This window comes from Streptomyces sp. NPDC006430, from assembly GCF_040612395.1.
Lineage (GTDB): Bacteria > Actinomycetota > Actinomycetes > Streptomycetales > Streptomycetaceae > Streptomyces.
Genome location: NZ_JBEXQA010000005.1, coordinates 303,625 through 327,413 on the forward strand (window position 1 = coordinate 303,625; position 23,789 = coordinate 327,413).

Here is a 23,789-nt window from a genome sequence, read left to right on the forward strand (position 1 = left end):
CCATGAAACTCGCAGTGGTGGGCGGCGGTTCCACCTACACCCCCGAGCTGATCGACGGCTTCGCGCGGCTGCGCGACACCCTGCCGATCGACGAGCTCGTGCTGATCGACCCCGCCACCGAGCGGCTGGAGCTGATCGGCGCGCTGGCCCGGCGGATCTTCGCCAAGCAGGGCCACCCGGCGCGGGTCACCACCACCGCCGATCTCGACGCAGGGGTCGAGGGCGCCGACGCGGTGCTCGTCCAGCTGCGCATCGGCGGGCAGGCGGCCCGGCTGCGGGACGAGACCTGGCCGCTGGAATGCGGCTGCGTCGGTCAGGAGACCACGGGCGCCGGCGGTCTCGCCAAGGCGCTGCGGACGGTCCCGGTGGTCCTGGACATCGCCGAGCGGGTCCGGCGGGCCAACCCGGACGCCTGGATCATCGACTTCACCAACCCGGTCGGGATCGTCACCCGCGCCCTGCTGCGGGCCGGGCACAAGGTGGTCGGGCTGTGCAACGTGGCCATCGGGTTCCAGCGGAGGTTCTCGGCGCTGCTGGGCCTGACACCGGCCGACATCCACCTGGACCACGTGGGGCTCAACCACCTCACCTGGGAGCTGGGGGTGCGCAAGGGCGGCCCGGGCGGCGAGAACCTGCTGCCGCGGCTGCTCGCCGAGCACGGGGAGGCCATCGCCGGGGACCTGCACCTGCCGCGCGCGGTGCTGGACCGGCTCGGCGTCGTGCCGTCGTACTACCTGCGGTACTTCTACGCGCACGACGAGGTGGTGCGGGAGCTCGGCCGGAAGCCCTCGCGGGCCGCCGAGGTGGCCGCGATGGAGCAGGAACTGCTCGCCCTGTACGCCGATCCGACGCTGGACGAGAAGCCGGAGCTGCTGGCCAGGCGGGGCGGGGCCTTCTACTCGGAGGCGGCCGTGGACCTGGCGGCGGCCCTGCTGGGCGACGGCGGGTCGGGCTCGGCGGTGCAGGTGGTCAACACGTTGAACAACGGGACGCTGCCGTTCCTGCCGGACGACGCCGTCATCGAGGTGCAGGCCCGGGTGGACCGCTCCGGCGCGGTGCCCCTGGCCGTGCCGCGCCTGGACCCGCTGTACGCGGGACTGGTCGCGCATGTCACGGCGTACGAGGACCTGGCGTTGGACGCGGCCGTACGAGGCGGCCGGGACCGGGTCTTCAAAGCGCTGCTGGCGCATCCGCTGGTCGGCCAGTACGACCTCGCCGAGGGGCTCACCGACCGGCTCCTGGCGCATAACAAGGAGCACCTGCCATGGGCGTGAACCAGCCCGCCCCGCCCGCGGTCCTCGCCATCGACGCGGGCAACAGCAAGACGGACGCGGCCCTCATCGCCGCGGACGGCACGGTCCTCGGCACCGGACGCTCCGGCGGCTTCCAGCCGCAGCGGACCGGTGTCGAGGCGGCAGTGGACGTACTGGAGCGGGCGGTCGCGGAGGCGGCTGCTGCGGCGGCGCTGCCGGCGGCCGGCGCACCGTACGCCGACCGGGTCTCGGCGTGTCTGGCCAATGCCGACCTCCCAGTGGAGGAACGGCAGCTCGCGGACGCGATCGACGCACGCGGCTGGGGCGCGGCCACCGAGGTGTTCAACGACACCTTCGCGATCCTGCGGGCCGGGCTGTCCGGGGCGCAGGGGCCGAGCGGGGTCGCGGTGGTGTGCGGGGCCGGCATCAACTGCGTGGGGATGCGGCCCGACGGGCGCACGGCCCGGTTCCCTGCGCTCGGGCAGATCTCCGGGGACTGGGGCGGCGGGATCGGCCTGGCCGCGGAAGCCCTGTGGTGGGCGGCGCGGGCCGAGGACGGCCGCGGCGGGCCGACGGAGCTGGCGGCGGCGCTGCCGGGGCATTTCGGGTTCCGATCCATGCCCGAGCTGATCGAGGCGCTGCACCTGGGGACCGTGGCGCACGGGCGGACGCACGAGCTGGTGCCAGTGCTGTTCGCGGTGGCTGCGGCGGGCGATCCGGTGGCCTCGGCGATCGTGGAGCGGCAGGCGGACGAGGTGGTGGCGCTGGCCTCGGTGGCGCTGACCCGGCTGGACCTGCTGGACGAGGAGGTGCCGGTACTGCTCGGCGGGGGCGTGCTCACGGCCGGGTACGCGCAGCTCAACGGGCGGATCGAGGCGGGGCTGGCGCAACGGGCACCCCGTGCCCGGGTGGCGGTGGTCGCCGCCCCGCCGGTGCTGGGAGCCGGGCTGCTGGGGCTGGACGTGCTCGGGGCCCCGCCCGAGGCCCACGGAAAACTCCGTGCCCATTTCGGGTGAACCTGCCCCGAGAGGCGCCGGTTCTGGAACCGTGACGGGCCTGGAGACGTATTGACGGTGCAGGGGTGGCGTCGTCGCACGCAGGGGGGTGGATCGTCGAAGATCCGGCACCGGGTGCTGTGGTTGACCGTCACTGCGGCCATACTGCTGCGGAGCAGAGACCGAGGGGGAGGTCAGGGTGGCCATCACATCACGCGCACCCGTGCCCGGGGGCGGTGTCGCCGCGCCGCCCGCGGGTCCGCCGGACGGGCCTCCTCGGCCGGGCACCGCTTGGGCCGAGGGCGTGGAACGGCTGCGTGCGGCCGCGACCACCGAGCCCGGCCGGCTGCGGATCATCGGTGCCGTGCTGGCCGCCCTGGTGCTGCTGTTCGGCGCGGTGACCGTCTGGGAGATCTCCGACCGGCTGAGCGCCGCTGATGACGTGGTGGGCCGCAGCCAGCCGCTGAGCGCGGACGCGGCGAGCATCTACCGCTCGCTCGCGGACGCCGACACGGCCTCGTCCAGCGGATTCCTGGCCGGTGGTGACGAACCGCGCGAGGTCCGCCAGCGGTACGAGAAGGACATCGCCAACGCCTCCAAGCTGCTGGTGAGCGCCGCCGCCAACACCGCGGCGGACGAGGACTCGCGCCAGCAGATCGCCCTGCTGAGCGAGCAGCTGCCCCGCTACACGGGCCTGATCGAGCAGGCGCGGGCCACGAACAAGCAGGGCCTGCCGCTCGGCGGCGCCTATCTGCGGTACGCCAACGAGCAGATGAGCACGCAGCTGCTGCCCGCCGCGCAGCGGCTGTACGAGGCGGAGACGGGCCGGCTGTACACGGACTACGACGACGCCCGCTCGCTGCCGCTGGCCTCGCTCGGTACCGGTCTGCTCGCGCTCGCCGCCCTGGGGTGGGCGCAGCGGCGCAACTACCTCCGTACGAACCGGGTCTTCAACCACGGCCTCGTCGCAGCGACGGCCGCCTCGCTGGTGGTGCTGATGTGGCTGGCCGTGGGGCACGCGGTCGCCCGGTCGGAGCTGGGCGAGGCCAGATCGGACGGGCAGGAGTCGCTGAAGGTGCTCAACGACGCCCGGATCGCCTCCCTCCAGGCGCGTGCCAGTGAGAACCTGACGCTGATCGCCCGGGGGGCGGTACTGGCCGCGGACAAGAAGTCCGACAAGTACGACGTGGACTTCACCAGCAACATGAAGCAGTTGGACACGGGGCTGGCAACGGCGCTGCGGCTCGCCGACGACACCAGCGGGCGGGAGCCGGTCATCCGCGCCGCCGACGGCGTCAAGCAGTGGAAGCAGCGGCATGCGGCGGCCCGGGAGACGGACTTGCGGGGCGACTACCAGGACGCACTGCCCCAGGTCATCGGGGACAAGGTCCACAAGGACAGCAGTGGGGCCTCGTTCGACACGGTGGACGCCTCCCTGGAGCAGGCAGTGGCCCACGAGCAGAAGGAGTTCACCCGGGCCGCCCGGGCCGGGCTCGGCGCGCTGGGCGGTTTGGTGACGGGTTCGGCGGCCCTGGCGGTCGTCGGCGCCGCGGCGGCGCTGCTCGGCATCGGGCGCCGGCTTTCGGAGTACAGGTGACAGCGATGCGGATACGCGTGAGGCCCGACGACGAGGGCCACGACGGCGGAACCGGCCGGAGCGACGAACGGCACGCCGCGTCCGGGGCGCCCGGCATGTCCGAGGCGCCCGGGACGCGCCGCCCGGTGGGCCGGCTGCGCGGCTGGGGCGGGGTGAGCGCGATGGCCGCCGCCTGCGCCGTGACGGCCGCGGCCGTCCTGCTGCCGCTGGCCCACGCGGCCCCGGACGGCGGACACCCGACCGTGGTCCGCGAACCCGCCTCCGTGGCGGCAGCCCCCGAGGTGCCGTGGACGCTCACCGACACCTGCCAGGACCCGGAGGCCAGCCTGCGCCCGTCCGGCGTGGACGGGCCGACCATCGAGCGGATCCGCAAGGCGGGCAAGCTCGTCGCGGGCGTGGACCAGAACAGCTTCAAGTGGGGCTACCGCAACCCGGTCGACGGCCGTCTCGACGGGTTCGACATCGCGCTCGTCAAGGCCATCGCCAAGGACATCCTGGGCGATGAGAACGCGGTCATCTACCGGGCCATCCCCACCAGCCAGCGCGTTCCCGCGCTCCAGGACGGCCGGGTGGACGTCGTCGTGCGGACCATGACCATCAACTGCGAGCGGCTGGAGGACGTCGCGTTCTCTACGGCGTACTTCGAAGCCGGGCAGCAGGTCCTCGCCCCCAAGGGCTCCCCGATCACCGGGTACGACGCCTCGCTCAAGGGCCGCCGGATCTGTACCGCGGCCGGCTCCACGGCCGAGGCGGCGCTCAAGGGCCAGTCGTACGGTTCGGTGCCGGTCAGCGTGCCCAACCAGCTGGACTGTCTGGTCCGACTCCAGCTGGGCGAAGTGGACGGCATCATCACGGACAACGCGCTCGCTGCCGGGCAGGCCGCGCAGGACCCGTCGGTGCGCCTGGTCGGCTCCCCCTTCACCAAGGAGTTCTACGGGGTGGCCATGAACAAGGGCGCCTCCGACCTGGTGCGCCGGGTCAACAAGGTGCTGGAGAACTACCGTGCCGGCGGTGACAACAGCCCCTGGATGCAGGCCTACGTGACCCACCTCAAGCCCGTCCTGCCCGGGGTGGCCGGACCGCCCGCGCCGAAGTACCGGGACGGCTGAGGCCGGTGGTGGAATCGGAGCCCGATGTCAGGAACGCGGAGGCGGGGTCGGTGGAGGCACAGTCGACAGTGATGGACCGGGACGACGTCGATCGCGCCCTGGCCCGGCTCGGCGCGGAGCACGAGGCCGTCGAGACCTCGCTCCTCGCCCTCCAGGACCACGCAGGGCGCCGGCTGCTGGAAGGCGCCGGGCTGACGGGGGTCACCAAGGAGCGGTGGGCCGCCGCCGACGCCGCCATCACCCGGCTGTGGACGTACTTCGACGCCTACAGCGGCGCGCTGAACGCTGCCCGGGAGATCCGGGAGCGGCGGCGCTGGCCCGGCCGCGAGGAACTGATCGAGCTGACCGAACGACTGCGCGGACCCGGGGTCCTGATCGCCGGGGCCGCGGCGGAGGGCGCGGCGCTGGCGGAGCGGCTCTCGCTCGCCGAGCTGGTGGCCCGGATGAACGAGCTGTACGCGGGCTCGCTGGACGTGGTGGTGGCCGCCGACTCGGTGTGGTCGGCGCTGCCCGCCCGCATCGACCTGCTCGCAGCCGAACTGCACCGCACCCGCTCGCTGGCCCACTCGGTGGGGGTGCGCCCCGGCGAGCACCCCTCGGGCGACGACCTGGAGGCCATCACCGCCGAGCTGGCCGAGCTGCGGGCGCAGGTGATCGCGGACCCGCTGGCGTTCTGGCAGCCGGCGGCGGGCAGTTCCGCGCCGGGGGGTGGCCGTCCGGACACCACCCGCTACGACCGGGCCGCGGTCGCGCTGGAGGACGTGCGCCGGGAGGTCGAGGCGGTCCTGGCCGTGCGGCAGGACGCAGAGCAGCGGCTGATCAGCCTGCGGGACGTGCTCTCGCGGGCGGACCGGACCCTGGCGGAGGCGCGGACCGCGCGCGGCGAGGTGTTGGCGAAGATCGCGGCGTCGGAGGTACCCGCGGTCAGCGGGCCGCCGACGACGCTTCAGGAGCAGCTGGCAGCGGCGGCCGAGTACCGGCGCCAGGCGCAGTGGCACCGGCTCTCGCCGCTGCTGGAGTCGTTGGAGGAGCGGGCCGAGGAGGAACTGCGTCGGGCCCGCGCATCGTTGACCGCGGTGACGGCGCCCTTGGCGGTACGGGCGGAGCTGCGCGGGCGGTTGGACGCGTACAAGGCGAAGGTGGCCCGGCACGGCATGGCGGAGGATCCGCTGCTGATCGAGCGGTACGACGCGGCCCGCAGGATGCTGTGGAGCGCGCCCTGCGACCTGCGGGTCGCCGAGCAGGCCGTGCTGCGCTACCAGCAGGCGGCGGCCGAGGCCCTGGCGCCGCCGCAGCCGCAGTACCGGCCCGCGGGGCCGGGGGAGGAGGACGCATGAGTCCGGTCGGAACCGCGTGCGTTCGCCCCGGCTGCCCGGGGTCGTACGAGGACATGGGAGACGGCGGGCTGTACTGCGACACCTGCGGGCTGGCGCCGATCGGCGCCGTCTCGGCGGGTGCGGAGGAGTTGGTGTCGCCGCCGACGGGGATGACGAGCGCGGCGCGGCACGCCGACTCCGCGGGGGTGAGCGCGGGAGAGTCGCAGGGCTCGGGCCGGTCGGGGTCGTCCTCGACCTCGGCATCGGCGCGTTCTTCACGGTCCTCCCGGTCCTCGTCCTCGCGGCGTTCGGTCTCGGGCCGGCTCTCGCGCTCCTTGTCGGGCGTGGGGTCCACCCGCTCGGTGTCGGTGCGCAGTTCGGGTTCGGCGAGCGGGTCCTCGGGGCGCAGCCGGCTGGGCGCCGGGCTGGTCAACGTGCCGGAGGTACCGCGTCCGGACCCTTCGGCCGCGGTGCTGGCGAACCCCGAGGTGCCGGAGCGCAAGCGGTTCTGCTCGCGCTCGGACTGTGGGGCTCCGGTGGGCCGGGCCCGCGGGGACCGGCCGGGCCGGACCGAGGGCTTCTGCACCAAGTGCGGGCACCCGTACTCCTTCGTGCCCAAGTTGCGCGCGGGGGAGGTCGTGCACGGCCAGTACGAGGTGGCGGGCTGTCTGGCGCACGGCGGCCTCGGCTGGGTGTACCTGGCGGTGGACCGGGCCGTCTCGGACCGGTGGGTCGTCCTCAAGGGCCTGTTGGACACCGGGGACCAGGACGCGATGGCCGCCGCGATCTCGGAGCGGCGCTTCCTCGCGGAGATCGAGCACTCCAACATCGTGCGGATCTACAACTTCGTGGAGCACCTGGACCAGCGGACCGGTTCGCTGGACGGGTACATCGTCATGGAGTACGTCGGCGGCAAGTCGCTGAAGGAAATAGCGAACGAGCGGCGGCGGCCGGACGGCCGTCGTGATCCGCTGCCGGTGGAGCAGGCCTGCGCGTACGGGATCGAGGCGCTGGAGGCCCTCGGACACCTGCACAGCAGGAACCTCCTGTACTGCGACTTCAAGGTGGACAACGCGATCCAGCAGCAGGACCAGCTGAAGCTGATCGACATGGGCGCCGTGCGCCGGATGGACGACACCGAGTCGGCCATCTACGGCACGGTGGGCTACCAGGCTCCGGAAGTGGCCGAGCTCGGCCCTTCGGTCGCTTCCGACCTGTACACGGTGGCGCGGACGCTGGCCGTCCTGACCTTTGACTTCCAGGGCTACACGAACGTGTTCGTGGATTCGCTGCCGGATCCGGAACACATCGAGGTGTTCGGGCGGTACGAGTCCTTCTACCGCCTGCTGGTCCGGGCGACCGACCCGGACCCGGATCGGCGGTTCTCGTCCGCGCAGGAGATGGCGGACCAGCTGACGGGCGTGCTGCGCGAGGTCGTCGCCCTCCAGACGGGCCACCCGCGACCGCAGCTCTCCACGCTCTTCGGACCGGAGCTGCGGGTCCTGGACACCCAGCTGTTCGCCGATCCGGCGGGGGCGGAGGTGTCGCGGCTGGGCGCGCGGGCGGTACCGGAGCGCAGGTCCGCGGGGCGGATGGCCCTTCGGGCACGGGCGAGGACCGCGGTTCCGGTGACAGCTCAGGTGGCGGGTCAGGTGGCGGGTCAGGTGACAGCGGCTCCCGCAGCCACCACGGGCCCGACCGTGGGGGGCGCCCCGGTCGCGGCACCGCTCGGGACCACGCAGACCCACCGGGTCGGCGGGCCCAACCCGGCCGTCCCGGCTGCGCGCCGGGCCCCGGTCCCGGCCGCCGGGCAGGACCCGGGCGCCGTACGGGTGCCGGTGGCAGCCCCGGTGGCAGCCCCGCCGGTCTCCGCCACCGCACTGGCGACACTGGACGCCCGGGGCATGGCACTGGCGCTGCCCGTACCACTGGTGGACGCGGGCGACCCCAACGCCGGATTCCTGGCCGGACTCCTGGCCACCGCCCCGGCCGACCTGTTGGGCACTCTGCGCTCGGCGCCCGCCGACTCGGTGGAGCTGCGACTGCGGGAGTTGCGGGCGCGCCTGGAACTGGGAGAACTGGCCGCCGCCGGGGCTGCCCTGAACGATCTGGAAGCCCGACATTCGGACGACTGGCGGGTGGTGTGGGCCCGTGGGATCGCCTCGCTGGCCACGGGCGAGGACGACATCGCGGCCCTGTCCTTCGACGCGATCTACGACGCCTTCCCGGGTGAACCGGCTCCGAAGCTGGCACTGGGTCTGTGCGCGGAGATCCTGGGGCAGTTGGACAACGCCGCCGAGTACTACCGGCTGGTCTGGATCACCGACCCGGGGTTCGTGAGCGCGGCCTTCGGGTTGGCCCGCGTCCAACTGGCCGCCGGGGACCGGGCCGGAGCGGTGCGCACCCTGGAGTCCGTGCCGGAGGCGTCGATCCACCACACCGCCGCACGGGTGGCGGCGGTACGGGCACGCCTGCGCGATCGGTCTCCCGAGGAGCCCCTGTTGCCGGATCTCGCCGCGGCTGCCGCGCAGGTGGAGGCGCTGGAGCGGTTCGGCCTGGACGCGGTGCGCCACGAACGGCTGTCTACGGAGGTTCTGGGCTCGGCCCTGGACTGGGTACTGTCGGGTGGCCGGGGTGCCGACCCCGGCCTGACCTCGCTGCTCGGCAGTCAACTGGACGAGCGGGGCCTGCGCTTCGGACTGGAGCGCTCGTACCGCGTGCTCGCGCGGCTGGCACAGCGGGGCGAGGACAGGATCGAACTGGTGGAGCGGGCAAACCGTTTCCGTCCCCGGACGTGGGTGTGATTGATGTCGATGCATCGGCCGTCTGGCTGCCCGAGCTGCGCCGAGCCCCTTGAGGAGGGTGACCGTTTCTGCGGCCTGTGCGGCTCCCCGGTGTCCACCGTGCCGCCACCCGTGTCCCAGGACAACCCGACCCTCCCGATCCAGCCGCTGCCGGCCGCCCCGACCGGTCGGACCGGTCCGAGCGGCGGCTACGCCCTGGCGGAGCCCGCGCCCGGGTGGGGCAGCGTCGCGGCGGGCGCGGCGCCCACGCTCGTCGGGGACACCGCCGGCTGGACCGGCTCGGCACGACCCGCCGCAGCGCCGGCCGCACGCCCCGCAGCGGCGCCCGTCGAGCCGGCCGGGGCGCCCGTCGTGGAGCCGGCCGGGGACGTCCCCCCGCCCGCACCGCCGCGGAGCGAGGCGTACGGCGCGCCCGAGCCCGCGTACGCAAGCGCGTCGCCCGATCCGACGTCCGGCGGCGAGATCCGCCACGACCGGCCCGGCGCCACCCCGACCCCTCCGGAGGGAGTCCCCTGGAGCGCCGCCGAAGACCCGTACGGTCCCGGCCACGGCCCGGGGCACGAAGCCCCGTACGGCGCCACCCCGCACGGGGGCCCTCCCGCGCCGGGGGCCGGTGACGGCGGGAAGACCTGCGTGGCCTGCCGGGCCGGGCGGGTGGACACCGACGGGTACTGCGAGCACTGCGGGCACGCGCAGCCGCGGGAGCGGGACCACCTGGAGGAGGAACTCGGGAGCGTCGCCGCCGTCAGCGACCGCGGACTGCGCCACCACCGCAACGAGGACTCGTTCGCCGTCTCGGCCACTGCCCTGCCCGACGGCTCCGCCGCGACGGTGGCCGTCGTCTGCGACGGCGTCTCCTCCGCCAGCCGCCCCGACGAGGCGTCGGCCGCCGCGGCCGGCGCCGCCAACGAGGCGCTGCTCGAAGCCCTTCCTCGCGGCGCCCACCCCCAAGAGGCCATGCACGAAGCCATCTTGGCCGCGGCCTCCGCCGTGAACGCCCTGGCACCGGAGGTTCCCGGCGCGCAGAACGCCCCCGCCTGCACCCTGGTCGGCGCCGTCGTCAGCGGCGGCCTGCTGACCATCGGCTGGGTGGGCGACAGCCGCGCGTACTGGGTTCCGGACGACCGCGACGCGATGGCGCGCCGCCTCACCGAGGACGACTCCTGGGCCGCCCAGATGGTCGCGGCCGGCCTGATGGGCGAGGCCGAGGCCTACGCCGATGTCCGCGCCCACGCCATCACCGGCTGGCTCGGGGCCGACGCGTACGACCTGGAGCCGCACACCGCCACCTTCAAACCGGACCACGCGGGCGTCGTGGTCGTGTGCACCGACGGCCTGTGGAACTACGCCGAGTCCGCCCAGGACATGGCACGGATCCTCCCCGCGGACGCCGCCGCCCGACCCCTGCACAGCGCGCAGGTGTTGGTGGGGCACGCGCTCGACGGGGGCGGCCACGACAACGTCACCGTGGCCGTCGTACCCTTCGCCGCGCCGCCCGGGCAGGAAGCAGCAAGACCGGACCGGCCACAAGCGGAATCGCAAACGGAAGCGGAAGGGGAAGGGGAAGTACGCCGTCAGGCCTGATCCACCCGTCGCCGTACCGTCCCGTCCCTGTCCTAGGAGTCCAACCGATGGCGAACTTCGCCAAGCCGAGCGCCCCGCGCTTCAGCGTGGAGGTGTACCAGAACGAGTTCCTCCCCGAGGGCGGGCGGGACGTCCACGCCATCGTCACGGTCACCTCCACCGGCGGCGCCACCGCCACCCGCGCGGCGACCGGCCGGGGCTCGGCCGCCGTCGTGATCATGGTGGACTGCTCGGGGTCGATGGAGTACCCGCCGGACAAGATGCGCGGTGCCCGCGAGGCCACCGCCGCCGCGATCGACACCCTGCGTGACGGCACCGCGTTCGCCGTCATCGCCGGCACGCACGTGGCCAAGGAGGTCTACCCCGGCCAAGGCCGGCTCGCCGTCGCCGACCCGGCCACCCGCGCCCAGGCCAAGGGGGCCCTGCGCGGCCTCAGTGCGGGTGGCGGCACCGCGATCGGCACCTGGCTGCGCCTCGCCGACGGCCTGCTGCGCCAGTCCTCCGCCACCATCCGGCACGGCATCCTGCTCACCGACGGCCGCAACGAACACGAGGACCCGGCGGTGCTGCGCGCCACCCTCGACGCCTGCGCCGGGCGCTTCACCTGCGACGCCCGCGGGGTGGGCACCGACTGGGAGGTCAAGGAGGTCACCGGCATCGCCGGCGCCCTGCTCGGCTCGGCCGACATCGTGGCGGACCCGGCGCACCTCACCGAGGACTTCACGCGCATGATGGAGAACGTCATGGGCAAGGAGGTCGCGGACGTCGCGCTGCGCCTGTGGACCCCGGTCGGGGTGGAGATCCAGTACGTCAAGCAGGTCGCCCCCACCGTCCGGGACCTGACCGACCGCCGTGCCGAGGCGGGCCCGCGTGCCGGCGACTACCCGACCGGGTCGTGGGGCGACGAGTCCCGCGAGTACCACGTGTGCGTCCGCGTCCCGGCCGCCTCCGTCGGGCAGGAGATGCTGGCGGCGCGCGCCACGCTCCTCATCCCCGGCCTGCCGGGTGAGCCACCGACCACGCTCGCCCAGGGACTGGTCCGGGCGGTGTGGACGGACGATCTGGCCGCCTCCACCGCCATCAACCCGCAGGTCGCCCACTACACCGGTCAGGCGGAACTCGCGCAGGCTATCCAACAGGGGCTGGAAGCGCGCAAACTGGGCGATGTCGGCGGCGCCACGGCCAAACTCGGCCGCGCCGTACAGCTGGCCAGTGCCTCCGGAAACGCAGACACGGCCAAACTGCTGGCGAAGGTGGTGGACGTCGTCGACGCGGCGGCGGGTACTGTGCGGCTGAAAGCGAAGGTGGCCGACGCCGACGAGATGACCCTCGAAACGCGTTCGACCCAGACCGTCCGAGTGAAGAAGACCTGAGAAGACCTGCCGCGATGACGCAGGCTGAAGGGGGAAGAGCCGCCATGCCGACCTGCCCGAACGGGCACCAGTCCGCCTCCGACGACTGGTGCGAGGTCTGCGGCCACCGCATGGCTGCCGCTGCGGGCGCGCCCGCAGCGCCCTCCTACGGCTACGGCTATCCCCCCACCACCGGTGAGCCGACCGCCCAAGCAGAGCTCTGCCCGCAGTGCCGGACCCCGCGCGAGGCCATGGCCCCATTCTGCGAGGAGTGCCGGTACAACTTCCTGACGCGCTCGGCGACCTCGTACACGCCGCTCGGTGCGGAGGCGGGAGCCGCTGGCGGGAACGGAGCCGCGGCTGGGGCCGGGGTCACCCCGCCGCCGCCCCCTCCGCCGCCGCCGGTCTTCTCCCAGGACCACTTCGACTACCAGGGCTCGCGACCGTCCCGGGTCAACCGGCCGGCCGAGCCGCTGCAGCGCGAGGACGACTGGCTGCTGCCGCCGCCTGCTCACGAGCAGCCGCAGCCGCAGTACCAGCAGCAACACGAGTACCAGCCGGCGCACCAGCCCCAGCCCCAGCAACACCAGCAGCCCTTCCCGCCCCAGAACAGCGGCGTCTGGAGCGCGACGATCGGCCCCGACCGCTCGTACTTCATGGCGATGATGCAGCGCAGCGGCCCCGAGGCAGCCGGGCTCAACCTGCCCGCCTACTCCCCGGAGCAGCACCTCCCGCTCTCCGGCGGCCAGATCACCATCGGCCGCCGCCGTGCCTCGACGGGCGAGTCCCCCGACATCGACCTGTCGGTGCCTCCGGAGGACCCGGGTGTTTCGCACCAGCACGCGGTGCTCGTCCAGCAGCCCGACCTCAGCTGGGCGGTGGTGGACCAGAACTCGACCAACGGCACCACCATCAACGGTGGCGAGGAGCCGATCCAGCCCTACGTCCCGATCCCGCTCGCCGACGGCGACCGGGTCCACGTGGGCGCCTGGACCACGATCACCATCCGCCGGGGCTAAGCGGTCTCTGCGGCTCCCCCAAGGGCCATACGTATGGACCTTGGGGGTCGTCGAGCCACGACCACTGGCCCTCGGCGCTGACCGTCACACCGAACCGCTCCCGGCCCGGGCGGCCCTCGCCCCGCCACAGGTCCAGGGCCTCGCGGGGATGCAGTGCTCCCGCGGTCAGCACGAGCATGAACTGGAAGCGCTCGTTCCCCACCAGCTCGTAGGGGAGCCCGTACGAGTCCCCCGGCGAGGTCGGCGAGGCGGTGGCGCCGCGCAGCGGTACGAAGTACGCCGCGGTGTGCAGGAAGCGGCCTTCCGCGAAGTCGGCGTCCCGGACCCGCAGAGCGATCAACCCGGTCGACAGCGGAGCCAGGATCCGCGCCCCCGGCCGGCACTGACCGAGCCACGCGTGCGGGATCAGCGGCAGCGTGCACGTCACCAGGACCCGGTCGAACGGCGCCCGCGAGGGACACCCGCGCGCGCCGTCCCCGGCGATCACGGTCGGTCGGTAGCCGAGCCGGGCCAGGTGTGCCCGCGCGGACTCGGCGATCTCCTCGTCCAGGTCCACCGTGGTGACCCGCTCGTCGCCGAGCCGGTGGCAGAGCAGGGCGGCGTTGTAACCGGTGCCCGCTCCGATCTCCAGGACGTTGTCGCCGTCGCGGACGTCCAACGCCTCCAGCATCTTCGCCATCAGGGACGGCTGACTGCTGGACGAGACCAGTTCGCCGTCCCGCAGACGGGTGGCGAGCGGGGCGTCCGTGTAGACGCCGCGCAGCCAGCGGGCCCGGTGGGCGGGGTCCGGGTCCTCGCCCCACAGCCGCTCGTGGCCGGCCCCGCGGCCGGTGTAGAAGTACGGGACGAAGACGTGTCGGGGCACCGCGGCGAAGGCCGCCCGCCACGCGGGGTCCTCCAACACCCCGGCGGCGGTCAGCTCCCGTACCTGGGCGGCGTGCGCGGCTTCCCGTAGATCCCGCCCCTCGGCGGGCGCGGGGTACGCGGGCGCCGCATGCGCGGGCCGGTCGGGATGGGCGGCCCCGGTGGAGTGGGCCGGACGTGCGGAGTGTGCACCCATGGCTCCACTGTCCTGCCGCCCGGCCCGGGAGGCGAGCGAGGGTCCTAAGACTCCGGTCCTCCATCCGGGCGTCTGAGACGATGGTCGTGTGAATGAGATTCCGCGGGGCACGCTTCAGGAGCAGACGTTCTACGAGCAGGTGGGCGGCGAGGAGACGTTCCGTCGCCTGGTGAGGCGCTTCTACGAGGGGGTCGCGCAGGACCCGCTGCTGCGCCCGATGTACCCGGAGGAGGACCTCGGCCCCGCCGAGGAGCGCTTCGTCCTGTTCCTCATGCAGTACTGGGGCGGCCCGAACACGTACAGCGAGAACCGCGGCCACCCGCGGCTGCGGATGCGGCACGCCCCGTTCCAGGTGGACGCGGCGGCGCACGACGCCTGGCTGGGGCACATGCGGGTGGCGGTGGACGAGCTGGGCCTGGCGCCGGAGCACGAGGCACAGCTGTGGCGGTACCTGACGTACGCCGCCGCATCGATGATCAACACTGCGGGCTAGTGCGTACGGGAGCCCGTACGCACGCACGGCTCCGGGCGGAAGCGGAAGACGCGCCGGAGGTGAAGGAAACGGCGGAGGCGGAAGCCGCGGGCTAGACCGGTCGGACCTGGAGGGCGCCCAGGCCGCCGATGCCGTCGGGACGGCGCATGGCGATGGAGCCGTACGGGGTGCGCAGCCGCAGCCAGCTGCCGGAGGCGAACAGGGCCACCGGGTCGGGGGCGCCGGGCGCGAAGGCCCCGGGGGCCACGACCGACCGGATCGGCCGCAGGAAGCCGAGGGACTGCGCGGCGTGCACGGCACGCAGCGGGAGCCCGGTGTCCCCCAGCGTCCGGGACCAGATCTCACGACCGATGCGGTCGCGCTCGGACCGGGTGCGGTGCTGCGGGGGCAGGGCCTCGTCACGGGCGCGGAACTCGGCGACCGAGGCGGCCACGGCGGCCCGCATCTCCTCCGGCCCTGGCAGTCCGGATACCTGCTGCCAGCCGCCGCGGGGCGGGAGCACCCCGGCCCAGGGCGGCCCGGTGACCGGCCCGGGCAGGGCCGCGCCGGCGGCACCCTCGTCCACGGACTCCAGCAGCTCGCCGGCGGACACGGTCACGTCCAACGGCAGGGAAACGGGCGCGGCGAGCCGCACCGTACGGATCGCCAGGACCTCGAAGGACGGCGGTCGCCCGAAGACGGCGAGGGTGCCGCCGCCCTCCGCGGTTTCCGGCGTGGGAGGTCCCCCCAGGACGCGGACCGCGGCGGCGCGGTCGTAGTGCACCAGCCGACCCAGGAAGGCGGCGAGGTCCGCCGCCTCCCCGGAGTCGGCGAAGTGCAGCTGCTCGGTCATGCCGCCAGACGCCCTTCGGCCCCCTTGGGCTTGCCGCTCGGCTCGTCGAGGTACTCCTGGAGGAAGCGCCTCTCCTCGGCCGTGATGCGGCGGGGCCGCCCCTCGGCGAGGTTGTACGGCACGACCACGGTCTCGGCCCGCACGTACACCGTCTCGGGCGCGTCCTCGGTCGCCTCGTCCTTGACCTCGTAGCCGATGGTCAGGGACGCGGCGCCGATCCGGGTCACCCAGGATTCGATGAGGACCGGCTCGTGTCGGTGGACGAGGGGCAGCTTGTAGTCGATCTCGTGGCGGGCCACGACGGAGCCGCCCGTGAAGGACTCGCTGCCCTCACCCGGCGCGAGGCGGAACATGAAGTCGATCCGCGCTTCCTCCAGATAACGGAGGAAGACCACGTTGTTGACGTGCCCGAAGGCATCCATGTCCGCCCAGCGCAGGGGGCACCGGTAGTGGTGTCTGGCCATGTTTTCGGCCTCAGCCTCGCGTGAGCTTCTTGTAGGTGGCACGGTGCGGACGAGCCGCGTCCGGGCCGAGACGCTCGATCTTGTTCTTCTCGTACGACTCGAAGTTGCCCTCGAACCAGTACCACTTGGAATCGCCCTCGTACGCCAGGATGTGCGTGGCGACCCGGTCGAGGAACCAGCGGTCGTGGGAGATGACCACGGCCGCACCGGGGAATTCCAGCAGTGCGTTCTCGAGCGAGGACAAGGTCTCGACGTCGAGGTCGTTGGTGGGCTCGTCGAGGAGCAGCAGGTTGCCGCCCTCCTTGAGCGTCAGCGCCAGGTTGAGGCGGTTACGCTCACCACCGGACAGGACGCCGGCCGGCTTCTGCTGGTCCGGGCCCTTGAAGCCGAACGCACTGACGTACGCGCGGGACGGCATCTCGACCTGGCCGACGTTGATGTAGTCCAGCTCGTCCGACACGACCGCCCAGAGGGTCTTCTTGGGGTCGATGTTGGCTCGGGACTGGTCGACGTACGAGATCTTGACGGTCTCGCCGATCTTGACGGAGCCGGAGTCCGGCTCCTCCAGGCCCTGGATCATCTTGAAGAGCGTGGTCTTGCCGGCGCCGTTCGGGCCGATGACGCCCACGATGCCGTTGCGCGGCAGCGTGAAGGACAGGCCGTCGATGAGGACCTTGTCGCCGAACGCCTTGGAGAGGTTGTTGACCTCGACCACGATCGAGCCCAGACGCGGGCCCGGCGGGATCTGGATCTCCTCGAAGTCCAGCTTCCGCATCTTGTCCGCCTCGGCCGCCATCTCCTCGTAGCGGGCCAGACGGGCCTTGGACTTGGTCTGCCGGCCCTTGGCGTTGGAGCGGACCCACTCCAGCTCTTCCTTGAGACGCTTCTGGCGCTTCTCGTCCTTGCGGCCCTCGACCTTGAGGCGGGTGGCCTTCTTCTCCAGGTAGGTGGAGTAGTTGCCCTCGTAGGGGTGGGCACGGCCGCGGTCGAGTTCGAGGATCCACTCGGCGACGTTGTTGAGGAAGTACCGGTCGTGGGTGACGGCCACGACGGCGCCCTTGTACTGCGAAAGGTGCTGCTCCAGCCAGTTCACCGACTCGGCGTCGAGGTGGTTGGTGGGCTCGTCGAGGAGGAGCAGGTCCGGGGCCTCGATCAGCAGCTTGCAGAGCGCGACGCGGCGCTTCTCACCACCGGAGAGGTTGGTGACCGGCCAGTCTCCGGGCGGGCAGCCCAGGGCGTCCATGGCCTGCTCCAGCTGGGCGTCGAGGTCCCAGGCGTTGGAGTGGTCCAGGTCTTCCTGGAGCTTGCCCATCTCGTCGAGGAGCGCGTCCGAGTAGTCGGTCGCCATCAGCTCGGCGACCTCGTTGAAGCGGTTGAGCTTCGCGACGGTGTCGGCGGCGCCGTCCTGGACGTTCTCCAGAACGGTCTTCGACTCGTCGAGCTTGGGCTCCTGCATGAGGATGCCGACGGTGAAACCGGGCGCCAGGAAGGCGTCGCCGTTGGACGGCTGCTCCAGACCCGCCATGATCTTCAGAACGGTGGACTTACCGGCACCGTTCGGGCCAACCACACCGATCTTCGCGCCGGGAAGGAAGTTCAGGGTGACGTCATCAAGAATCACCTTGTCGCCGTGCGCCTTGCGCGTCTTGCGCATGGTGTAGATGTACTCAGCCAAGAGAAACCGTCCGGCAGATCGATGGGTGGGCAGATACACCCCATACTGCCAGCCGTCTACACCTAGGGGCGAACCGGTACAGTCCCGGGGCGCTGACCTGGGCTCCGACCAGATGGGCACCTGGCCGGCACGCCGTCGTCGGTCACCGTCGGCCGTCGTTGGCCGTCCCTCGGCCCCCCTCCGGCGGCCCGAGGACGGCCCGGCAAGAGCCGCCACCAGGCCTGTTCCCGCAGGTGACGGGCCCCAGCGCTGGCAGTGCGGCGGCGCGTACGCGGCTTGTCGCACGCGCCGAATCGGAGCGCTTCGAACGTCAGGAACGCGCGACCGGTGCCCAGTGGGTCCGCGAGCAACAGCTCGTCGAGCTGGGCAAACGGCGTGACTGCTACGTGACCTCGAACTCCGGTTACCGCCGCTACCGCATCGAACTCATGAAGTACCTGTGGCTCGTTCACAAGGGGGAGGTCACCGTGGAGGCGCGGACAGCCCTGGAGGACGCACGTCACGCGATGCACGCTTCCTTCGCCGAGGCGCAGATGGTCGCTTCCGATGCGGTGCTGGCGGAGCTGGACTCGATGGCGCAGATCCTTGCGCAGATGTACGACCGGGTCATGCGGCTGGAAGATGGCAGCGCCGCACCCGAGGGCTCGTTCGAGGAGATACGGACCGGCCTGCTGCGGGCGAACGAACAGTGGGTGGTCATGCGCGGCGCCATGCGGGCGGACCTGGGAGTCGATTCACGACCGGCGGCCCGCTCCTCGATGGTCCCCTGAGGGCCGCGTCGTCACCGCCGACGGCCCGCTGCCGATCCACGGGGGCCGCCCGCCGCCCCGGGGCGGCGGGCAGCGGGCGGCGGGGCAGCGGGTGGCGGGTGGCGGGGACGCCGGACGGCACCGGACGGGCCGTACGGTGCCGTCCGGCCCTACGGTCGAGTCTCGCGGTAGACCGTCAGGGCGTCCGGGATCGTGTCGAGGACCAGGGCGGGCGGGGCGGGGGCGTACTCGCCGTCGTAGGCGAGCGGGGTGCCCGGCGGAATGTCCCCGATGCGCAGGCTGCGCAGGCGGGTCGCCGTGTGGACGGGGGACCGGGTCAGGGGGCCCGCGAGTGCGGCGGCGAGCAGGCGCGGCCCGGGGCGGCCGCCGCCGTGGACGAGACGGATGTCGAGCAGGCCTTCGCCGAGGCTGTCGCGGTGTCGGGGAGTGGGCCCGGTGCCGCGGTAGGTGCCGTTGCCCGCGAAGAGCAGCCAGGCGCTCCGGGGCTGCCCGGCCAGCCGGAGCCGTACGGGGCGCTGGGCGCGGAGCACCTGCCAGGCCGCCAGCAGTGCGGCGGGAGCCGGCCCGATCAGTGGTGCCCAGCGCAGTCGGTGCCTCAGCAGCTCCGGGTAGGCCCCGATGCTGAAGGTGTTCAGGAAGTACTCCGGGGCGCCGTCCCCGGAATCCGGACCGGGGGTGAAGCGGCCCACGCTGACCCGGACCGCCTGGCCGGCGGCGACGGCACGACAGGTGCCCTCGACTCCGGCGAGACCGAGGTCGTGCGCGAAGTGGTTGAGCGTGCCGCCGGGGAACACGGCCAGCGGCAACCCCGCCCGCAGCGCGGCCGTGGCGCCCGCACTGATCGTGCCGTCACCGCCGCACACCCCGAGGACGGTGGCCCGGGCTGCCGCCTTCGCCAGCTCCCCGAGCAGGTCCGGCCCCCCGCACTCGATCACCTCGGCCTTGGGTAGCCGGGCCCGCAGGTGGTCCATGCGCGCGGCGCCGACCGTGCCCGACCCGGTGTTGACCACCACGACGAGCCCTGCTCCGTCCGGCAGCGCGGGTGCCTCGGTGGCCGCCCGCTCGTCACCCGGCACCACCCAGACGTCCTCGACGCCACGCATCACGCGCCGTACGACAAGACCCACGGCCGCCCCCAGCGCCGCTCCCGCCACCACGTCGGACGGGTAGTGCACCCCGGTGTACACCCGGGAGAACGCCACGGACGCGGCCACCGGCGCCAGCGCCGCTGCCCAGCCGGGCGCCTCCAGCGCCAGTCCGGTAGTGAACGCGAACGCGGACGCCGAGTGCCCGGAGGGGAACGAAGTGGTCTGCGGCTGCCGCCCGAGCCGCCGCCCTTCGGGCACCCCCTCCAGCAGCGGCCGGGGCCGGCGTACGGACCACTTGCCGACGGTGTTGACGGTCGCCGAGGCCACCGCCAACGAGGCCACTCCGCTCAGAGCCGCCTTGCGGGCCCCGGCCGAGCCGAGGAGGGCGATCGCCGCGGCGGCCCCGCCCCACAGCATCCCGTGGTTCGCGGCCCGCCCCAGTCTCGGCAGCACCCGATCGGCGGGGGGCCAATGCCGGCGGGCCACCTTGTCGAACAGTTCCCGGTCCCAGTGCGCGGCGGCGCCCTTCCAGGTCATCTTGTGATCTGCCATTTCCAGCGCTTACCCGCAGCACCACCTCCGGAATCAGCAGCCCCACCGGCCCGGCCCCGATGGCGTCGCTCCCTGTCGGCTCTAAGCCGTGTCCTCCTCCTCGTCGAGCGGGCGCTTGCGGAGTACGAGGACCACCAAGCCGCCCAGTACCACGAGGCCCACCGCCAGCGAGGCGATGACCGGTGTGGCGGCCGAGCTGCCGCTGGTCGCGAGGCGCTCCTCGTCCGTGGTGGACGCGGTCGGCGCCGACGCTGCGGGGGAGGCCTGGGTCACCGCCGCGGCCTCGCCCGTCGTGCCCGCCTCGGCCACGACACGCTGCGGCCAGACCGCACTCGCCGTGGCAGTGGTCGCGGAGGCGCTGGAGCCCGCCACGATCTGCGCCTGGGCCGGTACCCCGCTGGTGAAGACGCGCCCAACGGGTACCTTCGTGGCGCCCTGGACGGTCACCGAAGCCACCCCGTCCGGGGTGCCCGCGGGGACCTCGAAGTACAGCTGGCTCCCGTTCCGGGCGGTGGTGAGCGGCAACCCCTCGGCGTCCACCACCCGTACCCCCATCGCGACGGCCGCCGAGTCCGGGGTGACCGTTACGCTCTGGGCACCGGTCCGCACCGTGACCGGGCCGAGCCGCGTGCCGACCGGCCCGGACATGTCCCCGGGGTCCAGCCCGAGTGAGGCCGGCGGCTCCGGGAGCTTGCCCGCCGAGCGCTGGAGGTAGTCGGCCAGCTTCTCCGCTGCCGGATCGGTGGCTTCCACCTGTGCCCCGTCCGCCAGTCGCCAGATCGCCACCTGGGTCCCGGCCGCCGCGCTCTCCGCGGTCAGGGCCCCGGCTCCTGCCGCCTTGGCCAGTCCGGCGAGATCGTTCAGCTGCGGGTAGGAGTGTTCGAGGACCCAGCGGATCCGTCCCGCCTCCCCGTTCCCGCCGAGCGGGGTTCCGGCCCAGCCGCTTTCCGTGAACCGGGCCTGCGGCTGCGCGTTGCCCGCCACGCCGACCCCGTAGGTCTGCAGCATTCCACCGCCGTCGACCCGCATCTCGTACAGCCCGGCCGGGATCTGCCGGACCGAACCGTCCGTGGCGTGCAGGACCGCCTGCCCGTAGGTCTTCAGCCCGTCCAGCACGGCGCTCGCACCCTCGGGTGTCCGGGGTGCAGGCGGCCCGGAGTCGGCAGCTGCCCGAGCGCCGGGCGCAGCAGCCAGGGCTGCGGCGAGCAGCGCCGCGGCCAACGGCCTTCGTGCGGATCCCCGTACCGGCGCCACCGGCATAACAGGTGTGCCGGGAACGGCAGGAGCGACAGGAACGGCGGGAGTGACGGCAGTAGTGAGCGAAGAAGGAACGGAATCAGGAGCGGAGGATGCGGGAACGGCAATCGACACAGTCTTCCCCTTCGGGCCAATGACCCAGGTGCCCGTGAGTACCGGGGAATCCTAACCGTCTCGAACACTCAGACCACCGCCGCCTTCTGAGTGTCCATCAGCGGTGGATCCACCCTGACGACCCGGCGGAACGCCGCCGTCCCCCGGCTCAGGTCGTGGCCGATGGCAGTGGCGTCGATTTCCGCCGAGAACCACCGGTTGCCCTCACCGTCGGGCGGATCGTCCCGCACCCGCAGTCGCCCGTGCACCACCAACGGTTCTCCGACCGAGACGGAACCCGCAAGGTTCAAGGCGAGCGCGCGCCGCGCCCACACCGTGTAGAAGCTGGTGGAGCCATCGGTCCAGGTGTCCTTGCGCCGGTCGAAGTACCGCGGCGTCACGGCGAACCGAAACCTCGCCGACGGCCCGTTCACCGTCTCCTTGTAGTCGATCTGCGTTGCCACACAACCGACCAGCGTCACCAAGGTGTCGTTCATCCCGGCAGCCCTCCCCCGCACGCTCACGCAGCCGCGTCCACATCCACATCCGCGTCCACACCCGCATTCGCATTGGCATCCGTCCCCGCGCGGACCCTCCGCACGGGGTACGACCATGCTGGCGCAGCCGCCCGATTCTCGCTCCGGCCTGTGGATTACTGGCGGGTTGTGGACAACTTCGCCACCGCCGCGTACTGCTCGCGCACCTCCCGGTAGCGCAGCAGCTCCGCTGCCACCGGCTCCAGCACCCGGGCGCGCCCGCAGCCGGCCGCCGCCTGTCGCAGCCGCCGCTCCGCATCCTGCCCGTACCGCCGTGCCGGGCCGCGGGCCGCGATCGAGCAGGCCCATTCCACCAGCGGGCCGCCGACGATGCCCGCCACCATCAGCAGCACCGGCGGCATCAACCTCGGCTCCAGGACCCCGACGATCTGCCCGACCAGCCACAGCCCGCCGTAGATCTGCAGCAGCGTCATGGCCGCCTGTACCAGTACCGCCGCCGGCCACCACCTCGGCCGCGGTGGCTTGACGCTGGGCACCGCCACCGCCGACCCCAGCGTCACCGCGATCTCGTCCAGCGCCTCCGGGAGCTCCTCCGCGCCGCGCACCGCTGTTTCCCGCACGGCCTGCGCCCACGCGTCGGGCAGCCCTTCCGCCGCCGCGTCGGCGACCGTCCGTACGGCCTGTTCCACCCGCTGACGCGCGGTCACCTCCTCCTCGGCCGGCGCCTGCGCGCCCGCGGGGCCTCCCCGGCCGCCGATCGCTGCCAGGGCTGCCAGCCCGGCCAGTGTGCGCGGGGCTCGCCTGCTCTCGTACCACCGCCACAGCCGCAGCCACGGGGTACCGCACGCCTTTCCGGCATTGCGCCGCCAGGCGCGCTCGGCGGCGAGCCCGGCCGCGTACGCCCCGACCGCCTCCGCCAGCCGGTCCTCGAACTCGGCGCGCGCCGCCTCGCCGATCTCCGGCCCCGGGTGACCGTCGGACACGTACAGCGGGCGCAGGCGCACCGCGGCGCGGTCGACGTCGGCGGAGATGCGCCGGGTCGCGGCCCCCCTCTCCTGGGTGAACTGGGCGAGCAGTTCGCGGAGTTCCCCGACGCCCTCGCCGGTCAGCGCCGACAGTCCGAGGACGGTGGCGCCGGGTTCGTCGTACTCGCCGAGCGCGATGCCGTCGTCGTCCAACAGTCGCCGCAGGTCGTCCAGTACGAGGTCAACCGACTCGCCGGGCAGCCGGTCCACCTGGTTCAGCACGACGAACGTCACCTCGGCGTGTCCGGCCAGCGGTCGCAGGTACCGCTCGTGCAGCACCGCGTCGGCGTACTTCTCCGGGTCCACCACCCACACCACGGCGTCGACCAGGGCGAGCACCCGGTCCACGTGGTCCCGGTGGGCGCCGACCGCGGAGTCCAGGTCCGGCAGGTCCACGAGGACCAGCCCGCGCAGCGCCCCGGCTTCCGAGGTCTCTCGCGGCCGGCGCCGCAGCCGGCCCGGGATCTCAAGACGGTCGAGCAGTCCGGCCGCGCCGTCCGACCAGCTGCACGCGATGGGCGCGGCAGTGGTCGGCCTGCGCAGGCCGGTCTCGGAAATCTGCACCCCGGCGAGTGCATTGAAGAGCGTGGACTTGCCACTTCCGGTGGCTCCGGCGATCGCGACGACCGTGTGCTGCGGCGACAGCCCGCGCCGTGCGGCGGCCTCGTCCAGCACTCGGCCGGCTTCGGCAAGGGTCTTGCCGTCCAGTCGGGTCCGCGACAGTCCGACCAGCTGACGCAGCGCTTCCAGGCGCGTGCGCAGCGCCTGCCCCTCGGGGCTCAGCGGGGGCGAGGGGGCCTTGCCTCCGTCGCTCCCTGCGCCGGAGACCGCCCGGACCAGCGCGTCGTCGCCCTCGTCCCGGTCCTCGTCGTCGATCTCCCCGACCCGGCGCGAGCGTGCGATGAGTCCGTCGTCCCAGCGGTCGTCGGTGCGGTCGGTCAAGGCGTTCACCGC

Annotated in this window: 19 protein-coding genes; 11 read left to right on the plus strand and 8 right to left on the minus strand. The window is 73.1% G+C overall.

Features of this window, described 5'->3' with window-relative positions; genetic code table 11:
* The first annotated feature begins 2 nt into the window (after positions 1 to 2).
* The 9 genes from ABZZ20_RS11135 (at position 3) to ABZZ20_RS11175 (ending at position 13,029) form a co-directional block, all read left to right on the plus strand.
* Positions 3 to 1,274, plus strand: a complete 1,272-nt coding sequence (locus tag ABZZ20_RS11135) for a 6-phospho-beta-glucosidase (protein ID WP_356869067.1) — start codon at positions 3 to 5, stop codon at positions 1,272 to 1,274.
* Positions 1,265 to 2,269 (plus strand): BadF/BadG/BcrA/BcrD ATPase family protein, encoded by a 1,005-nt coding sequence (locus tag ABZZ20_RS11140; protein ID WP_356869069.1) that lies wholly within the window; start codon positions 1,265 to 1,267, stop codon positions 2,267 to 2,269. The genes ABZZ20_RS11135 and ABZZ20_RS11140 overlap by 10 nt, the downstream gene beginning before the upstream one ends.
* A 178-nt stretch (positions 2,270 to 2,447) precedes the next feature.
* Positions 2,448 to 3,845 carry a hypothetical protein gene (locus ABZZ20_RS11145; protein WP_356869071.1) on the plus strand — a complete coding sequence of 466 codons (1,398 nt, stop codon included), beginning with the start codon at positions 2,448 to 2,450 and terminating at the stop codon, positions 3,843 to 3,845.
* Between the two features lie 95 nt (positions 3,846 to 3,940).
* Positions 3,941 to 4,954, plus strand: coding sequence for a glutamate ABC transporter substrate-binding protein (locus tag ABZZ20_RS11150; protein WP_356869154.1), 1,014 nt, complete (start codon positions 3,941 to 3,943; stop codon positions 4,952 to 4,954).
* Between the two features lie 71 nt (positions 4,955 to 5,025).
* The gene (locus tag ABZZ20_RS11155; protein WP_356869072.1) at positions 5,026 to 6,291 is read left to right on the plus strand and encodes a hypothetical protein; all 1,266 of its coding nucleotides are present in this window, start codon (positions 5,026 to 5,028) and stop codon (positions 6,289 to 6,291) included.
* Positions 6,288 to 9,074 carry a tetratricopeptide repeat protein gene (locus ABZZ20_RS11160; protein WP_356869074.1) on the plus strand — a complete coding sequence of 929 codons (2,787 nt, stop codon included), beginning with the start codon at positions 6,288 to 6,290 and terminating at the stop codon, positions 9,072 to 9,074. Before ABZZ20_RS11155 ends, ABZZ20_RS11160 begins: the two co-directional genes overlap by 4 nt.
* A 3-nt stretch (positions 9,075 to 9,077) precedes the next feature.
* The gene (locus tag ABZZ20_RS11165) at positions 9,078 to 10,658 is read left to right on the plus strand and encodes a protein phosphatase 2C domain-containing protein (protein WP_356869076.1); all 1,581 of its coding nucleotides are present in this window, start codon (positions 9,078 to 9,080) and stop codon (positions 10,656 to 10,658) included.
* A gap of 47 nt (positions 10,659 to 10,705) precedes the next feature.
* Positions 10,706 to 12,031 (plus strand): VWA domain-containing protein, encoded by a 1,326-nt coding sequence (locus tag ABZZ20_RS11170; protein ID WP_356869078.1) that lies wholly within the window; start codon positions 10,706 to 10,708, stop codon positions 12,029 to 12,031.
* A 44-nt stretch (positions 12,032 to 12,075) separates the two neighbouring features.
* Entirely contained in the window at positions 12,076 to 13,029 is a 954-nt protein-coding gene (locus tag ABZZ20_RS11175; protein ID WP_356869080.1) for an FHA domain-containing protein, read from the plus strand.
* On the opposite strand, the gene ABZZ20_RS11180 is transcribed toward ABZZ20_RS11175, so the two are convergent.
* On the minus strand, positions 13,010 to 14,089 hold the full coding sequence (locus ABZZ20_RS11180) for a methyltransferase domain-containing protein (RefSeq protein WP_356869082.1): 1,080 nt from the start codon (positions 14,087 to 14,089) through the stop codon (positions 13,010 to 13,012). The two genes, ABZZ20_RS11175 and ABZZ20_RS11180, sit on opposite strands and share 20 nt — an antisense overlap.
* Before the next feature lie 88 nt (positions 14,090 to 14,177).
* On the opposite strand from ABZZ20_RS11180, the gene ABZZ20_RS11185 reads away from it, so the two are divergent.
* A complete protein-coding gene (locus tag ABZZ20_RS11185) occupies positions 14,178 to 14,582 on the plus strand; it encodes a globin (RefSeq protein WP_356869084.1) in 405 nt (134 codons plus the stop codon).
* Positions 14,583 to 14,673: 91 nt separating this feature from the next.
* Here ABZZ20_RS11185 and ABZZ20_RS11190 read toward each other — a convergent pair whose 3' ends face one another.
* The 3 genes from ABZZ20_RS11190 to ettA are packed head-to-tail and all read right to left on the minus strand — an operon-like array spanning position 14,674 to position 17,553.
* Positions 14,674 to 15,414 carry a hypothetical protein gene (locus tag ABZZ20_RS11190; protein WP_356869086.1) on the minus strand — a complete coding sequence of 247 codons (741 nt, stop codon included), beginning with the start codon at positions 15,412 to 15,414 and terminating at the stop codon, positions 14,674 to 14,676.
* Entirely contained in the window at positions 15,411 to 15,878 is a 468-nt protein-coding gene (locus tag ABZZ20_RS11195) for a thioesterase family protein (protein WP_356869087.1), read from the minus strand. Before ABZZ20_RS11195 ends, ABZZ20_RS11190 begins: the two co-directional genes overlap by 4 nt.
* Before the next feature lie 10 nt (positions 15,879 to 15,888).
* Positions 15,889 to 17,553 (minus strand): energy-dependent translational throttle protein EttA, encoded by a 1,665-nt coding sequence (ettA, locus tag ABZZ20_RS11200; RefSeq protein ID WP_356869089.1) that lies wholly within the window; start codon positions 17,551 to 17,553, stop codon positions 15,889 to 15,891.
* Between the two features lie 233 nt (positions 17,554 to 17,786).
* Here ettA and ABZZ20_RS11205 point away from each other — a divergent pair, with 233 nt between their 5' ends.
* On the plus strand, positions 17,787 to 18,323 hold the full coding sequence (locus ABZZ20_RS11205) for a hypothetical protein (protein ID WP_356869091.1): 537 nt from the start codon (positions 17,787 to 17,789) through the stop codon (positions 18,321 to 18,323).
* A 149-nt stretch (positions 18,324 to 18,472) separates the two neighbouring features.
* Here the strand turns inward: ABZZ20_RS11205 and ABZZ20_RS11210 are convergent, their stop codons facing one another.
* The 4 genes from ABZZ20_RS11210 to ABZZ20_RS11225 all read right to left on the minus strand — a co-directional run bounded on the left by ABZZ20_RS11210 (position 18,473) and on the right by ABZZ20_RS11225 (position 23,786).
* Positions 18,473 to 19,963 (minus strand): phosphatase PAP2 family protein, encoded by a 1,491-nt coding sequence (locus ABZZ20_RS11210; protein ID WP_356869093.1) that lies wholly within the window; start codon positions 19,961 to 19,963, stop codon positions 18,473 to 18,475.
* Positions 19,964 to 20,044: 81 nt separating this feature from the next.
* On the minus strand, positions 20,045 to 21,079 hold the full coding sequence (locus ABZZ20_RS11215; RefSeq protein WP_356869095.1) for a thioester domain-containing protein: 1,035 nt from the start codon (positions 21,077 to 21,079) through the stop codon (positions 20,045 to 20,047).
* Between the two features lie 323 nt (positions 21,080 to 21,402).
* Positions 21,403 to 21,810: a single-stranded DNA-binding protein gene (locus ABZZ20_RS11220; RefSeq protein WP_356869097.1), complete on the minus strand. Its 408-nt coding sequence runs from the start codon at positions 21,808 to 21,810 to the stop codon at positions 21,403 to 21,405.
* Between the two features lie 155 nt (positions 21,811 to 21,965).
* Entirely contained in the window at positions 21,966 to 23,786 is a 1,821-nt protein-coding gene (locus tag ABZZ20_RS11225) for a GTPase (RefSeq protein ID WP_356869099.1), read from the minus strand.
* Positions 23,787 to 23,789 lie beyond the last annotated feature (3 nt).

Coding starts and splice junctions, on each gene's coding strand:
- ABZZ20_RS11135 (WP_356869067.1), top strand. CDS start 3: ATGAAACTCGCAGTGGTGGGCGGCGGTTCCACCTACACCCCCGAGCTG.
- ABZZ20_RS11140 (WP_356869069.1), top strand. CDS start 1,265: ATGGGCGTGAACCAGCCCGCCCCGCCCGCGGTCCTCGCCATCGACGCG.
- ABZZ20_RS11150 (WP_356869154.1), top strand. CDS start 3,941: ATGTCCGAGGCGCCCGGGACGCGCCGCCCGGTGGGCCGGCTGCGCGGC.
- ABZZ20_RS11155 (WP_356869072.1), top strand. CDS start 5,026: ATGGACCGGGACGACGTCGATCGCGCCCTGGCCCGGCTCGGCGCGGAG.
- ABZZ20_RS11160 (WP_356869074.1), top strand. CDS start 6,288: ATGAGTCCGGTCGGAACCGCGTGCGTTCGCCCCGGCTGCCCGGGGTCG.
- ABZZ20_RS11165 (WP_356869076.1), top strand. CDS start 9,078: ATGTCGATGCATCGGCCGTCTGGCTGCCCGAGCTGCGCCGAGCCCCTT.
- ABZZ20_RS11170 (WP_356869078.1), top strand. CDS start 10,706: ATGGCGAACTTCGCCAAGCCGAGCGCCCCGCGCTTCAGCGTGGAGGTG.
- ABZZ20_RS11175 (WP_356869080.1), top strand. CDS start 12,076: ATGCCGACCTGCCCGAACGGGCACCAGTCCGCCTCCGACGACTGGTGC.
- ABZZ20_RS11180 (WP_356869082.1), bottom strand. CDS start 14,089: ATGGGTGCACACTCCGCACGTCCGGCCCACTCCACCGGGGCCGCCCAT.
- ABZZ20_RS11190 (WP_356869086.1), bottom strand. CDS start 15,414: ATGACCGAGCAGCTGCACTTCGCCGACTCCGGGGAGGCGGCGGACCTC.
- ABZZ20_RS11195 (WP_356869087.1), bottom strand. CDS start 15,878: ATGGCCAGACACCACTACCGGTGCCCCCTGCGCTGGGCGGACATGGAT.
- ABZZ20_RS11210 (WP_356869093.1), bottom strand. CDS start 19,963: ATGGCAGATCACAAGATGACCTGGAAGGGCGCCGCCGCGCACTGGGAC.
- ABZZ20_RS11220 (WP_356869097.1), bottom strand. CDS start 21,810: ATGAACGACACCTTGGTGACGCTGGTCGGTTGTGTGGCAACGCAGATC.